This window comes from Allobosea sp. AK1 (assembly GCF_006714945.1).
In the GTDB taxonomy this organism is placed as follows: Bacteria; Pseudomonadota; Alphaproteobacteria; order Rhizobiales; family Beijerinckiaceae; genus Allobosea; species Allobosea robiniae.
On record NZ_VFMG01000001.1, the window covers coordinates 4392370 to 4405990 of the forward strand.

General features: G+C 66.9%; 13 protein-coding genes. 2 read left to right on the top strand and 11 right to left on the bottom strand.

Annotated elements, in window-relative coordinates; translation table 11 throughout:
- Nucleotides 1-11: 11 nt before the first annotated feature.
- The 10 genes from FHT98_RS21125 to FHT98_RS21170 all read right to left on the bottom strand — a co-directional run bounded on the left by FHT98_RS21125 (nt 12) and on the right by FHT98_RS21170 (nt 10587).
- The gene (locus FHT98_RS21125) at nt 12-1955 is read right to left on the bottom strand and encodes a putative bifunctional diguanylate cyclase/phosphodiesterase (protein WP_142115200.1); all 1944 of its coding nucleotides are present in this window, start codon (nt 1953-1955) and stop codon (nt 12-14) included.
- Between the two features lie 103 nt (nt 1956-2058).
- The gene (locus FHT98_RS21130; protein ID WP_142115201.1) at nt 2059-2280 is read right to left on the bottom strand and encodes a hypothetical protein; all 222 of its coding nucleotides are present in this window, start codon (nt 2278-2280) and stop codon (nt 2059-2061) included.
- A 239-nt stretch (nt 2281-2519) separates the two neighbouring features.
- Nucleotides 2520-3374: an HTD2 family dehydratase gene (locus tag FHT98_RS21135; RefSeq protein WP_142115202.1), complete on the bottom strand. Its 855-nt coding sequence runs from the start codon at nt 3372-3374 to the stop codon at nt 2520-2522.
- Nucleotides 3371-4516 (bottom strand): CaiB/BaiF CoA transferase family protein, encoded by a 1146-nt coding sequence (locus tag FHT98_RS21140; RefSeq protein ID WP_142115203.1) that lies wholly within the window; start codon nt 4514-4516, stop codon nt 3371-3373. The genes FHT98_RS21135 and FHT98_RS21140 overlap by 4 nt, the downstream gene beginning before the upstream one ends.
- Nucleotides 4517-4725: 209 nt before the next feature.
- Nucleotides 4726-5850 carry a zinc-dependent alcohol dehydrogenase family protein gene (locus FHT98_RS21145; protein WP_142115204.1) on the bottom strand — a complete coding sequence of 375 codons (1125 nt, stop codon included), beginning with the start codon at nt 5848-5850 and terminating at the stop codon, nt 4726-4728.
- A gap of 80 nt (nt 5851-5930) precedes the next feature.
- On the bottom strand, nt 5931-6668 hold the full coding sequence (locus tag FHT98_RS21150) for an ABC transporter ATP-binding protein (RefSeq protein ID WP_142115205.1): 738 nt from the start codon (nt 6666-6668) through the stop codon (nt 5931-5933).
- An 11-nt stretch (nt 6669-6679) separates the two neighbouring features.
- Entirely contained in the window at nt 6680-7423 is a 744-nt protein-coding gene (locus FHT98_RS21155) for an ABC transporter ATP-binding protein (protein WP_142115206.1), read from the bottom strand.
- Complete coding sequence (locus FHT98_RS21160; protein WP_142115207.1) at nt 7420-8424, bottom strand: branched-chain amino acid ABC transporter permease; 1005 nt, start codon at nt 8422-8424, stop codon at nt 7420-7422. Before FHT98_RS21160 ends, FHT98_RS21155 begins: the two co-directional genes overlap by 4 nt.
- On the bottom strand, nt 8421-9299 hold the full coding sequence (locus FHT98_RS21165; protein WP_142115208.1) for a branched-chain amino acid ABC transporter permease: 879 nt from the start codon (nt 9297-9299) through the stop codon (nt 8421-8423). Before FHT98_RS21165 ends, FHT98_RS21160 begins: the two co-directional genes overlap by 4 nt.
- Nucleotides 9300-9450: 151 nt before the next feature.
- Nucleotides 9451-10587, bottom strand: coding sequence for an ABC transporter substrate-binding protein (locus tag FHT98_RS21170; RefSeq protein WP_142115209.1), 1137 nt, complete (start codon nt 10585-10587; stop codon nt 9451-9453).
- A 247-nt stretch (nt 10588-10834) separates the two neighbouring features.
- Between FHT98_RS21170 and FHT98_RS21175 the strand changes: the two genes are divergently transcribed.
- Nucleotides 10835-12100 (top strand): alkyl sulfatase dimerization domain-containing protein, encoded by a 1266-nt coding sequence (locus tag FHT98_RS21175; protein WP_185745232.1) that lies wholly within the window; start codon nt 10835-10837, stop codon nt 12098-12100.
- A 13-nt stretch (nt 12101-12113) separates the two neighbouring features.
- Here FHT98_RS21175 and FHT98_RS26280 read toward each other — a convergent pair whose 3' ends face one another.
- Entirely contained in the window at nt 12114-12635 is a 522-nt protein-coding gene (locus FHT98_RS26280; RefSeq protein ID WP_185745233.1) for a DUF4142 domain-containing protein, read from the bottom strand.
- 139 nt (nt 12636-12774) lie between these two features.
- Here FHT98_RS26280 and FHT98_RS21185 point away from each other — a divergent pair, with 139 nt between their 5' ends.
- A complete protein-coding gene (locus FHT98_RS21185; protein ID WP_185745234.1) occupies nt 12775-13530 on the top strand; it encodes a hypothetical protein in 756 nt (251 codons plus the stop codon).
- The last annotated feature ends 91 nt before the right edge of the window (nt 13531-13621 follow it).

Below are 13621 nucleotides of genomic sequence, written 5' to 3' on the forward strand. Positions count from 1 at the left end.
TCCGGGGCGCGTCAGGCAACCTGACTGAAGCGGCCCGGCTTGCGCGAGCCGGAACGCGAGCGCGTCGACCCCATTCGCCCCGTCGCCACACGATCGCCGATCATGGGCAGCAAATCCTCCGCTGTCATCGGCTGGGCGAAGATATAGCCCTGAATGCCGTGGACGGCGTGCTTTTCGATGACGGTGAGCTGCTCCTGCGTTTCCACGCCCTCGACGATGAGGCGCAGCTTCAGGTCATGCGCGAGTTGGGCGATTGCGTTCATCAGCGAATCCGCCTTGCGCGAGGTCCCGAGTTCCTGGGTAAAGGCCTGGTCGATCTTGATCGTGTCGATCGGCAGATGTGCGAGATAGCTGAGCGAGGAGTAGCCCGTGCCGAAATCGTCGAGCGCGATCCGCACGCCGAGCGCGCGCAGCGCGACGAGGCGCGAGACGACATGGTCGGGATCGTCGATCAGCGAGCTTTCGGTGATCTCGATCGTCAGCCGGTGAGGTTCGATGCCGCTCATCCGCAGGAGCGCCTCGACGACGCCGACGATGTCATGGCCATGATCGAACTGGCGGGCCGAGACGTTGACGCTGACGCCGACGCTGCGCGGCCAGGACAAGGCTGACCGGATCGCCTCGCCGAGCACCCAGGAGCCCAGCACGGTGATCAGCCCGGTCCGCTCGGCCAGCGGGATGAAGACCGCGGGGCTGATCATGCCGCGTCGTGGATGCTGCCAGCGCAGCAGCGCCTCGGCCATGGTCGCGGTGCCGGAGCGAGGGTTGTAGATCGGCTGGAAATGCAGCTCGAACTCGCCGCGGCGAATGGCGTCGCGCAGTTCCGTTTCGAGCGCCACGCCGTCTTCATGCTCATTGCGGATCGCATCGGTATACATGACGAAGCGGTTCCTCCCGTCGAGCTTGGCCCGATAGAGGGCGATGTCGACGCATTTCAGGGCCTCGTCGATCGAGGCGGCGCAGCCGGCGGGCGCGATTCCCATGCTGGCCGTGGCGGTGACGTGGCGTCCGCCGATGACGCGCTGGCTGGCGAGCATCATGACGAGGCGGGCCGCCAGCGCGCTGGCACCCTCGGCATCGCGCGTGGTGGCGACCATGAATTCGTCGCCGCCAGTGCGCGCGGCGATGTCGCCGACGCCGAGTTCTGCGAGCAGCGTTTCGCTGAAGCCCTGCAGCAGCGCATCGCCGATATCGTGGCCGAGGCTGTCATTGATGCTCTTGAAGCGGTCGATATCGATCGAGATCAGCGTGACCGGACGGCCGGAAGCGGCCATTTGCCGGATCTCGCGCATGAAGCCACGGCGGTTGTAGAGGCTGGTGATCGTGTCGTTGACGGCCAGATGCTCGAGCTCGCGCATGGTGCGCAGCCGGGCGAGGAAGATCCGGTGGATCACCTGGGCACTCGAAAAGGTCAGGACGGCCGTGAGCGCGACTGAAAGCCCGATCACCAGATAAGCGGGGTCCCGCGTCCACAGCAAGGCGAACGTAAAAGGCGTCGCCGCCGCCAGCACCTGCACGCGGGTGATCACCGGCCGCGAGCTGTTGCGCCCGGAAATGCCGGCGAGATAGCCGATCGTCTGGGCGATCGCCAGCGCCGCGACGGGCTCGTAGGTATAGCGCAGGATGGCATAGCAGCCGAAGGCCGAGATCAGGGCGGCGGTCGACCAGGCGCCGGCCATGGCAAGGTTTTCGAGCGTGCCGATCTGGCGTTCCGTCGACGTCGCGAGGTGGATGCCTGTGTAGTAGCGGTGCGACAGGTAGCGGAACACGCCGATCGCGACCATCGCTGCTGCCATGAGGTGGAAGACGATATCGCCGCCCGTCAGTAACGCGCTCGCGGCCATCACGGCCGCGACCGTGACGGTGCCGATGAAAATCGTGCCTGGCGTGGCATAAAGCGCTGCCACCAGTTCCGATTTCATGGCGAGATCGTTTTCGTGAACGTCGACGATCATCAGGCGTCCCGTCGCTGTGTCTGCTTTTTGGCCGGCGTAGGTGCTATTCTCGCTAAAAATCTATTAAAGAACTGTATGTCGCTTCGGAGGTTTCGCCGACAAATTATAATTCTACGCCGATATAGCGCGGCCGGCTGCGCAGACGGTACTTGGCGAAATCTTCAAACCCGCCTCTGGCCGGCTCCGCCTTCAGGCCTGCTGGCCGTTTTCCGGCGCCGCGGGCGAGGTCGAGGATGCGGTGCACTTCCGGCGCGACGCGCTGGCCATCGGCGCCGTAGCGCGAGGTTTGCGTGACATCGATCCGATAGGTCACGCCGTCGATCACGGCGAAATCGCATGCGGGGCAGGCTGGGCTGATCAGCGGCTGCTCGCTTCACTCAGCGCAGGCGATGCGGTTGAAGATGCCGGCAACGCGACCAGATATTCCCTTACGTCAGAATTGCTGACTTTCACGATCTGCACCGTATTCGGGTACAGGCAGGTGTCGGCGATACTCTTCAGCGCCGGCGGGCCAGCGGGGTTGACGATTCCGGCCTTGAGCGTCCTGCGGCGGTTGAGACGCTGTCACGCCGGGCGGTGGAAGCCTTCCATGCGCACCCGCCCGTCCGCGCCCTCGGTCCAGCCCCGGACGCTGCCATCCGCCTGCCGCTTCGCCTTCACCCGGAAGGTGCCGCCCGCGATGAGCGGGCTCAGGCCCCGGTAGTCGAGCCGGATCGGTGCGCCTCCGGTCAACGTCGCCAGGATGTTGGCGATCAATGTCGCCTGGATCGGTCCGTGCACGACCAGCCCGGCATAGCCTTCCGTCCCGGTCGCATAGGGGAAATCGTAGTGGATGCGATGGCCGTTGAAGGTCAGCGCCGAGTAGCGGAACAGCAGCAGCGGGCCGGCCTCGACCTCCCAGGTGAGGTCGGCAGGCTCGCCCGCGGCGGCCGGGCCCGGAGCGCCGGCAGCGGAAGCGCCCGGTTGCGCCGCTTCGCGATAGACGATGTCGTGCCGCTCGCGCAGCGCCACGCCGCGCTCGGTCGTATAGTCGTGGTGGACGGCGACGAAACAGAGCGGGCCGCTGCGACCTTCCTTGTAGGAGATCTCGCCGATCCGGGAATGCCTGATGACGCGGTCGCCCTCGCGCAGCGGCGACAGGGTCTCGATCCGCCCCCCGGCCCACATCCGCCGGGGCAACGGCACCGGCGGCAGGAACTCGCCTTTTGCGGCATGCCCATCGGGTCCGCAGGCGCCGATATCCGAGATCGGCGGTGCCAGGCACCAGTGCAGCGCCAGCGGCGCCTCGCCGGGATGGTGAGGGGCGAGACGGCGGCCGAAGGTGGCGACGAAGCTCTGCACCAGCCGCGGCGTGACGATGTCCTGCGCTTCCTCTGTCCTGCCGGTCCAGGCTGCGAGCTTGGCGATGTCGATGCTCATGAGGGGCTTTCCTCTGTCTGGCGGGCGAATTCGGCGCGCAGTGCCGCGTCGTGTTGGCCCAGCGCCGGAACCGGCCGCATTGCGACGCGCTGGCCATCGACGATAGCGGATGGCGCCAGCACCTCGACGAGGCCGTTCGGTGTCGGCACGGGCAGGGCGGTCGCCGCCGGATGGTCGATCAGCCCGCCCACGGTGGACACCGTGCCATAGGCGATGGCATGGCGATCCAGCGCGGCGGCGAGATCGGCAAAGCGCCGCCGGCCAAGGAGCACCTGCACCTCGCCGTCGAGGGTCGCGCGCTCCTTGACCCGCAGCACATTGGAGGCGAAGCGCGGATCATCAGCCAGTTCCGGGCTTTCGAGCACGTCGCGGGCGAAGACCTGCCATTCCCGCTCGCTCTGGATCGAGACCAGCACCTCGCCGTCGAGGAGCGCGAACACGCCATAAGGCGCGATCGAGGGATGGGCGAGGCCGACCCGCGCCGGCTCGATGCCGCCATAGCGGCGCGTGAGATAGGGCACGTTCATCAGCTCGGCCAGAGTATCGAACAGCGAAAGCGCGATCGCCGAGCCCTCGCCGGTGCGCGCCCGCTTCAGCAGCGCTTCGAGGATCGCGGCATAGGCCGCCTGTCCCGTGGCGATGTCGGCGATCGAGACGCCGATGCGCGACGGACCGGATTCGGCGGTGCCGGTGATGGCGGAGAGGCCCGATTCCGCCTGGATCAGCAGATCATAGGCCTTGCGCCGCTCATGCGGCGTACCCGGCGCATAGCCGGAAATATCGCACGTGATCAGCCGCGGATGGCGTTGTCGAAGCGTCCCGCTGCCGAGCCCGAGCCGGTCAGCCGCACCGGGCGCCAGATTCTGGATGAAGATGTCGGCCGACGCGATCATCGCCTCGACCAGCGCGAGGTCCTCCGGCTGTCGCAGGTCGACCCGGCAGGATTCCTTGCCCCGGTTGATCCAGACGAAATAGGAGGACTGGCCCTTGGCGAAGGCGTCATAGCCGCGCGCGAAATCGCCTTCCGGCCGCTCCAGCTTGATCACGCGTGCGCCGGCATCAGCGAGCTTGCAGCTCGCGACCGGCGCGGCCACCGCCTGCTCCAGCGCGACCACGACGATTCCTTCGAGCGCATTCGACATCGGCATCCCCTGGGCAGAGTGGAGAGGAAGAGCGCCCCGGTGACTGCAAGTCAAATGGGGCGGTTGGTTGGTGCGGGATGTGGCGTCTCGACAGATGGGAGCGCGGCGCCCGCGAGGCCGGCGCAACTTGAATCAACATGTCACGAATGGGCGCTATGTCTCTGATGGAATGCTGAAAGAGCCGCTGCCCAAGCTTGGCTTTGCCCGCCTCACATCCTGACGATATGCCGGATCGTGCGGCCCTCGTTCAGTGCGTCGAAGCCCTCGTTGATCTCGTCGAGGCTGCCGGAGCTGGTCCAGAGCTTGTCCACCGCCAGCCGCCCGCGCTGGTAGAGCTCGATGAAGCGCGGGATGTCGCGCGAGGGCACGCAGGAGCCGACATAGGAGCCCTTCAGCGTCCGCTCCTCCGCGACCAGCCTGACCGGCGAAAGCGACAGCGTATGGGCGGGGTTGGCGAGCCCGGCCGTCGTCGTCGTGCCGCCGCGCCGCGTGATCTGGTAGGCGAGGTCGAGCGCCCTGACCGAGCCCGCCATCTCAAGCCCGTGATCGACGCCGCCCTTGGTCGCTTGCCTGATCGCCTCGACTGCATCCGGCGTATCGGCCTTGAAGGCATCGGTTGCGCCGAGCGCCAGCGCCAGGTCGAGCTTGTCCTGCGCGAGATCGACGGCGATGACGCGCGAGGCGCCGCAGGCGATGGCACCGAGCAGGGCCGAGAGCCCGACCCCGCCGAGCCCGACCACTGCCACCGTCTCGCCGGCCTTGATCCGCGCCGTGTTCACGGCGGCACCGACGCCGGTCAGCACGGCGCAGCCGAACAGGGCCGCGATCTCATGCGGGATATCGGCCTCGATCTTGACCAGCGAACGGCGCGAGACCACCGCATGCTCGGCGAAAGCGGAAACGCCGATATGGTGATGCACCGGCTGGCCATCGACCGAGAGCCGGCGCCCGCCACCGAGCATCTCGCCACGGCCATTGGCGGCATTGCCGGGCTCGCACAGAGCAGGGCGGCCCTCGGCGCAGGGTGCGCAATGCCCGCAGGACGGCACGAACACCATCACCACCCGGTCGCCGGGTTTCAGGTCATCGACGCCCTCGCCGGTCTCGACGACCTCGCCGGCCGCCTCATGGCCGAGCACCATCGGCACCGGGCGAGGACGATTGCCGTCGATCACCGAGAGGTCGGAATGGCAAAGACCAGCGGCGCGGATGCGAACCAGAACCTCATCGCGCCCGGGCGGGGCGAGGTCGAGTTCCTCGATCCGCAGCGGGCGGCTCTGCGCGTAGGGCGCCGCAACCGGGCTGGCGTTCAGGACGGCGGCGCGAATCTTCATGAGGCGTCGGGCTCCGGTCTCGATATTCGTCGCCATCCCGACAGGAGAGGGCGCCGCTGTCAAAGCCTCAGGGCTAGCCTTCAGGCCGCGTCGGTCAATGTGCCGCCGAGGAAGAGCTGACCGATGCGCGGATCGGCGAGGATCTCCGCCGCCGGCCCCTGCATGCGGGTGCGGCCGAGTTCGAGCACCAGACCCTCGTCGGAAATCTCCAGCGCCGAGCGCGCGTTCTGCTCGACCATCAGGATCGACACGCCCTTGGCGCGAAGGTCCTTCAGGATGCCGAAGGTCTCCTGCACCATCAGCGGAGAAAGGCCGATCGAGGGCTCGTCGATCAGCACCAACTTGGGGTCGAGCAGCAGGCCGCGCACGATTTCGAGCTGCTTCTGCTCGCCGCCGGAGAGCGTCGAAGCCTGCTGGCCGGCCTTGGCGCGAAGCGCCGGGAAGCGATCGAGCGCCGCTTCCAGCCGTTGCGGCATGTCGGTGATCGCAGAGCCCGCGGCGACCGTGCCGAGCTCGATATTGTGGCGCACCGAGAGTTCGGGGAAGATGTTGCGCCCCTGCGGGACATAGCAGATGCCGGCTTCGAGCAGCTTGCGCTGGCTCCAGCCGGTGATGTCGCGACCGTCGAAGCGGATGCGGCCCTCGCGCAGCTTGATGAGGCCGAAGATCGCCTTGAACACGGTCGATTTGCCGGCACCGTTCGGCCCGATGACCGTGGTGATGGCGCCGCGCTTCACCGCAAACGAGGTGCCGTTCAGGATGGTCATGGCGCCATAGCCGCCGATCACGCTGTCGAGTTCGAGGATGGGGGTGTTCATCACCATGCTCCTCAATGACCCAAATAGGCTTCGATCACGGCCGGGTTGGCGCGGACCTCGGCCGGCGTGCCCTCGGCCAGAACCTTGCCCTCGGCCAGCACGATCACGCGGGTGCAGAGCGACATCACGAAATCCATGTTGTGCTCGATCACCACGAAGGTCGCGCCCTGCTCGGCATTGATCGCGCGCAGGCGCTCCTTCAGGTCGCCGAGCATGGTGAGGTTCACGCCGCCGGCCGGCTCGTCGAGCAGCACGAGGCGCGGGCCGGCCATGAAGGCCATCGCCGCGTCGAGCAGCTTCTGCTGGCCATAGGAGAGCCCGCCGGCCTTGGCGTCGGCGAGATGGCCGAGCTTGAAGAAGCCGATCATCTGCTCGGCCTTGTCGGAGAGGCCGGAATCGCGCGCACCGAACAGGCGCCCGAGCATCGAGCCCTGATGCTCCTGGCCGGCGAGGATCAGGTTCTCGCGCACCGAGAGTTCTGGGAAGACCTGCAGCAGCTGGAAGGTGCGGCTGACGCCGAGCCGGTTGAGCGCGGACGGGCGCATGTTGGTGACATCGCGGCCGTCGAGCTTCACCGCCCCTTGCGTCGGTTCGAGCTGGCCGAGGATGCAGTTGAACAGGGTCGACTTGCCGCAGCCGTTCGGCCCGATGATACCGAGGATTTCGCCCTCCTTCACCGAGAAGGATACGCCGTTCACGGCCTTGATGCCGCCGAAGGCCTTGTGCAGGTCGTGGACTTCGAGGACCGGGCTCATCGCGCGCCTCCGGTCTTGCGTCGTATAGCGTTCCAGCCGCGCTCGATCAGGCCGCTAACGCCTTGCGGGCAGATGACCAGCAGTGCCAGCACGATCGTCGCGAAGATGATCAGGTAGAGCGAGCCGGCGAAGCGCAGCCATTCCGGCAGCACGACGCCGAGCAGCGCGCCGACGAAGGGGCCGAAGAGATAGCCGGCCCCGCCCGCGACGACCATCAGCAGCAGGAACAGGCTCTGCGACAGCGAGAAGGGGGAGGGGTCGATGAACTCGACCAGCGGCGCATAGAGCGAGCCGGCGAAGCCGCCATAGGCCGAGCCGATGGCGAAGGCGAGCAAGGTGTAGGCGCGGGTATCGATGCCGAGGCTCGCGGCCCGGACCGGGTTTTCGCGGAGCGCCGTGAAGGCACGCCCCCAGGGCGAGCGGACGAGCCACCACAGCCCCAGCGACAGGATCAGCGTGACGATGACGACGAAGCGATGGAATTCCAGCGCGCCGAACAGCTTGATGCCCAGGAAATCGGGCCGGTTGATGTTGGAGATGCCGAAGACGCCGCCGGTCAGCCATTGCTCGTTGCGGAGCACGAGCCAGATCAGCGTCGAGAAGGCGAGCGTGACGAAGGCGAGGTAATGGTGGCGCACCCGCAACGCCGGAAAGCCGAGCAGAAGGCCCACAGTAAAGGTCAGCAGACCCGACAGCGCGAAGGCGGCATACCAGCTCACTCCGAATTTCGTCGTCAGGATCGCGGTCGTATAGGCGCCGAGCCCCATGAAGGCCGCCTGCGCCAGCGAGGTCTGGCCGGCATAGCCGAGCGTGAGGTTGAGTCCCATCACGCCGATGCTCATGACGAGCCAGAGCGAGAGCACATAAGTGCCGTAGCGGCCCATCCCGACTGGCGCGAACCAGAGTATGACGGCGCCGAGGAGGAGCCCGATCAGCGCGGCGTCGATCCGGCGGGCCGGGCGGCGCGAGGCGGCGGAATTCTGGACGGCGGGGGCGCTCATACGCGGCGCTCCTCCTTGCGGCCCATCAGCCCTTCCGGCTTGATTAGGATGATGGCGACGAGCAGGACGAGCGGCACGGCGAGCCGGTATTGCGACGAGACATAGGCCGCGGCGAGCGAATCCGCGACGCCGATCAACAGGCCGCCGACGAGCGCGCCGCGTACCTGATTGAAGCCGCCGACGATGGCGGCGATGAAGGCGAAGAGGCCGATGGTCTCGCCATTCGAGAATTTCGCCAGATAGATCGGCGAGATCAGGAGCGAGGCAACGACCGCGAGCGCGGCATTGAGCAGGAAGGTGAGCAGCACCATCCGCTCGACGGGGATGCCGAGGATGCGCGCGACCGTCGGGTTCTGCGCCGTGGCCTGCATCTGCCGACCGAGCCGCGTGCCGCCGACGAACCATTGCAGCAGGCCGATCGCGGCGAAGGCGACGACGATGATCGCGAGATGCTGGAGCGAGATCGATACGCTGAGCAGGTTGATCATGTCGGTCGGCACCAGCGAGGGGAAGCTTTGCGCCTCGGCCGAGAAGCCGTCCTTGGCGCCTTCCTTCATCACGATCGACAGCGCCATGGTGGCGATGGCGAGCGGCAGCACGCCATGCTTGATCATCGGGTCGACGACGACGAGCTTGAAGCCCGCGCCGAAGATCAGCAGGAAGACCGCGATACCGAGCAGTCCGCCGGCCCAGAGCGGCAGCCCCAGGAGCTTGACCGCGAGCAGGATCAGCACGGCCGGCAGCATGACGAACTCGCCCTGGGCGAAATTGATCGTCTGCGAGGTCTGCCAGACCAGCGTGAAGCCGATCGCGGCGAGCGCGTAGATCGCGCCCGTGGCGATGCCGGCGATGAGATAGGCGATGAATTCGGCCATGGCTTCCGCTTTGTGCCCAAACTCATGTCATCCCGGGCGACCGCAGGGCGACCCGGGATCCATTCCGGAACCTTTCCGATGAAGGCTCAGGCATGGATCCCGGATCTTCGCTTCGCTCCGTCCGGGATGACGTCGAGGGTATGCTGGCTGCTTACGGCTTGATCCGCGGCAGGGTGGTGTTGATCACCTGCTTGCCGTTGACGACTTCGGCCAGGAAGCTCTCACGGTCGAGATCGCCGTTCTGCTCGATCACGGTGTCGATCAGGATGCCCGGCTCCTCGCTCGCCTTGATCGTCGCGCCGCGCAGCGTGTCGGCGAGGCCCTTCTTGTCGAGCTTCTTCTGCTTCTCGGTCGCCCATTTCACCATGAACACGGCCATGTAGCCCTTCACGCCGTTATGGTCGGAGGCGAAGCCGTACTTTTCGCGGTAGCGCTTGCCGAATTCCTGCAAGGCCGGGATCGGCGCGTCGGTCGAGAGGCCGACATGGCCCTTGGCGCCATTGGCGGCGTCGCCGGCTAGCTCCAGCACCTTGGCGCCGAGCAGGGTGGTCTCGCCGATCATCGGCTTGGTGATGCCCTGCTGCTTGGCGGCGCGCAGGAAGCGGGCGCTCTCCTCTTCGTTCAGATAGACGAAGACGGCGTCGGCATTGGCGTTCTTCACCTTGATCGCATCGGCGGTGAAATCGGCCTGGCCCTGCTCGGTCGCGACGTCGACGGCGACCTTGATGCCGGCCTTCTCGAGTTCGGGCAGGATGGCATCGCGGCCGCCCTTGCCGAAATCGTTATTGACCCAGACCACGGCGATCGAGCCGGCCTTGACGGTGTCCTTGAGGTATTTGGCGATCTTCGGCATCGCCGCCGTCTGGCTGAGCGAGGTGCGGAAGATGTAGGGGTTGCCCTGCTTGGTGAAGCCGGCCGCCTCGCCGCCAACGATCTGGGCGATCTCGGCACGCTGCGAAATCTGCATGGAGGCGCCGATCGGCCCGGAGAAGATCGGGCCGAGAATGGCATAGGCGCCCTCGTCGATGCCGCGCTGCACGGCGGCGCGGGTGTTCCCCGGATTGGTCTGCGTGTCGTAATGCACGATCTCGACGGGCTTGCCGAGGATGCCGCCCTTGGCGTTGATGTCGGCGGCGGCCATGTCGGCGCCGTTCTTCCAGTTGGTCCCGGCGGCGGCGCCCGCACCCGACAATTCGATGACGTCGACCAGCTTGACCTTGTCCTGTGCCTGCACGGGCAGGCTGAGGGCGGCGCCGAGCGCGGCCGCCATGACCCAAAGCGATTTCATGTTCCTGTTTCCTCCCGGAGTGTCTTGTCGCATGCGCGGTCTTGATGCCGCGGGCGCTCGTCGGCTTTTTGCGCGGCTTTGGGGCGTCATGTCCAGAGGCGTCGAGGCCGGGCGGCGCTGAGGCTTTCGCTTTGCCGGGGATGGCGCTGGAACGGCCGCTGACGCGGGCTGTCAGCATGCGGCCGGATCGGCCTGCCGCGACGGGCCGATGGTGCTAGACAGAAGGAGCCTAGCCGGAGGACCCCGCATGAAACAGGACCCGTTGTTCGAGCGTCTCTGGGACGGCTCCGCCGCGATGGAGGAATGGACCACCGCAGTCTCGCATGGCGCGATCACGCAGGTGGACGACAACATCATCACCGTTCACACGACCTATTTCTGCGGCAGCGTGACGGCGGTCCGCACGGCGGAAGGCCTTGTGCTGATCGACACGGCCAAGCCCGACACGGCCAAGCAGACACTCGACGTCATCCGCTCCTGGGACGATGCTCCGATCCATACGGTGATCTTCACGCATGGCCATATCGACCATACCAGCGGCATCAAGCTGATCGACGAGGAAGCCGACCGCCGGGGCGTTCCACGCCCGCGCATCGTCGCCCATCGCAATGTCGCCCGGCGCATGCAGCGCTACGTTGACACGCACGGCTTCAACAGCCTCGTCCAGGGCCAGCAATTCAACATGCCCGGCTATGTCTATCCGATCGGCCAGCGCCGCCCGGACGCGGTCTATGACGATACCTTGTCGCTCTCGATCGGCGGGGAGAAGCTCGAACTCTTCCATGGCCGCGGCGAGACCGATGACGCGACCTTCGTCTGGTTGCCCGAGCGGCGCGTGCTGGCGAGCGGCGATTTCGTGATCTGGGTGTTCCCCAATGCTGGCAACCCCCGCAAAGCCCAGCGTTACGCCGCCGAATGGGCACAGGCGCTCCGGCGGATGGAAACGCTCAAGCCGGAAACGCTGATCCCCGGCCACGGACCCGTCGTCTTCGGCGCGGAACGGGTGTCGCGGATGCTGAGCGACGGCGCCGAGGCGCTGGAGCATCTTGTCCGCGAGACGCTGGCGCTGATGAATGCAGGGGCAACGCTCGAAGACGTCCTGAACAACGTCAAGGTTCCCAAGAGCTATCTCGCCAAGCCCTACCTGCTGCCGAAATACGACGATCCGGAGTTCTTGGTCCGCAGCATCTACCATCTCAATGCCGGCTGGTTCGACGGCAACGCCGCCCATCTGAAGCCGGCCCGGACTGCGGAACTTGCCGCCGAACTCGCCGAACTGGCCGGTGGCGCCCGCAAGCTGGCCGAGCGCGCCGAGGCTCTGGCGGGGCAGGGGCAGAGCCGGCTCGCCGTGGCGCTGGCGGAACTCGCGGCGGCGGCCGCACCCGACGATCCGCAGCTCCAGGCGATCCGCGCCGCGACGTTGCGCAAGCTGATCGACAGCGAATCCTCGCTGATGGGCAAGGCCTTCCTTGCCGTCTACGAGCGCGAGGCGGAAGGGCGCTCGAAGGGCTGAGGGCGGGTTTTGTCTATGGCGGGACCGCCAGTTCCTGCGACTTCCGGTCGAGCGCGCGGAACACCGGCAGCGACTGCGCTGCAAAGCTCTTCAGCTCGGCGTCGTCCCCTTCGTTGGCGTAGCGCTCCATCATCAGGGCGACTTCGCGATGCGTGCTGCGCTGGGCTTCGACATAGGCCTTGTCGAAGGCGGCGCCCTGCTTGTCGGTGAGGTCGCGCAGGAGGTCGAGATGGCGCCCGTCCGGCCGGTCGGGCAGGGCGATATCCGAACGCTTGGCGATGATGCGGCGCAGGCCGCTCGTCACCGCGCCCTGTTCGCTGGCGAGAGCGTGCGCGAAATCCTTGATCGCGGGCGAACTGCTCTTGTGCAGCGCCAGTGTCGCCGATTCCATGCCGAACATCTGGGCGATCGCGGTCTGGCGCACGAATTCCGCGGCCGGAACGGCGGACTGCGCTGTGGCGGCGGAGCCGAGCAGAACGAGGCCGGCGAACCCCTGCAAAAGCGTCCGCCGGGTACGAAGGATCATCTGGGTCATGTTCGGGGAACCGAAAAGCCGCCCGGAGGTTCCATGGCGCTGAAGCCGGGCACCGGTGCATCGCCTCGCCTTGTCGCGCCCGGCCGGCTGCGATAGCAGGACGTGACGCGCTTGCCCGTCCGGATGCAGAGGAATTCCCATGCCGACTACCGTCGAGACCGTGCGCGATGCGCTGGTGAAGGCCCGCCGCGACCGCTCGCTGGCCGAGATCGCGAGCCTGCCGGTGCCGGCGACCCTGTCCGAGGGGCTCAAGGCGCAGGCGGCCGTGGGCGAGGCGCTTGGCCTGGCCAAGGCCGGCTGGAAGGTCGGCATCGCCGAAGACGGCACGGCGGTCGCCGGCCTGATGCCCGGACCCTGGCTCGCGCCCGGCGAGGTCTATGAGGGTGCGATAGGTGCCGAGCTGCGCATCGAGATCGAGATCGCGCTCAGGCTTGCCCGGGACGTGTCGTTCCGCCCGGGCCAGCCCTGGTCGCGCGCCGAATTGCTGGGCTGCTGCGACAAGGCCTATCTCGGTATCGAGATCGTCGAGAGCCGCCTCGCCAACTGGTCCGGCAATGTCGCGTTCCCGCTCTGGCTCGCCGACGCGATGGGCCATGGCGGCTACCTCATTGGCCCCGAGCTCGACATCGCCACGTTGGACGATCTCACTGGCCTCGGCTGCTTCATCTCGCTCAACGGCGTGACGATCTACGACCAGCCGGCCGTTCACGGTAACGGCGACCCGATGACGCCTTTCCTCGCCTGGGCCAACCGCCCGCGCGACGATCTCGGCAGCCTGAAGGCGGGCCAGATCGTGACCACGGGCAGCCTCTGCGGCGGCGTGCTCTCGCCGGGCAAGGGCGAGGTCGTGACGCGACTTTCGCCGCTCGCGACGGTGACCTTAACCCTTCGTTAGCGGGAACGGTCGAGTCCTTGAGCATTGCGCATGTGGGCTCGCTGCCTATGATGGCGGCGGGCATGGGCATGATTTTGCGTGTGGCGGGGGT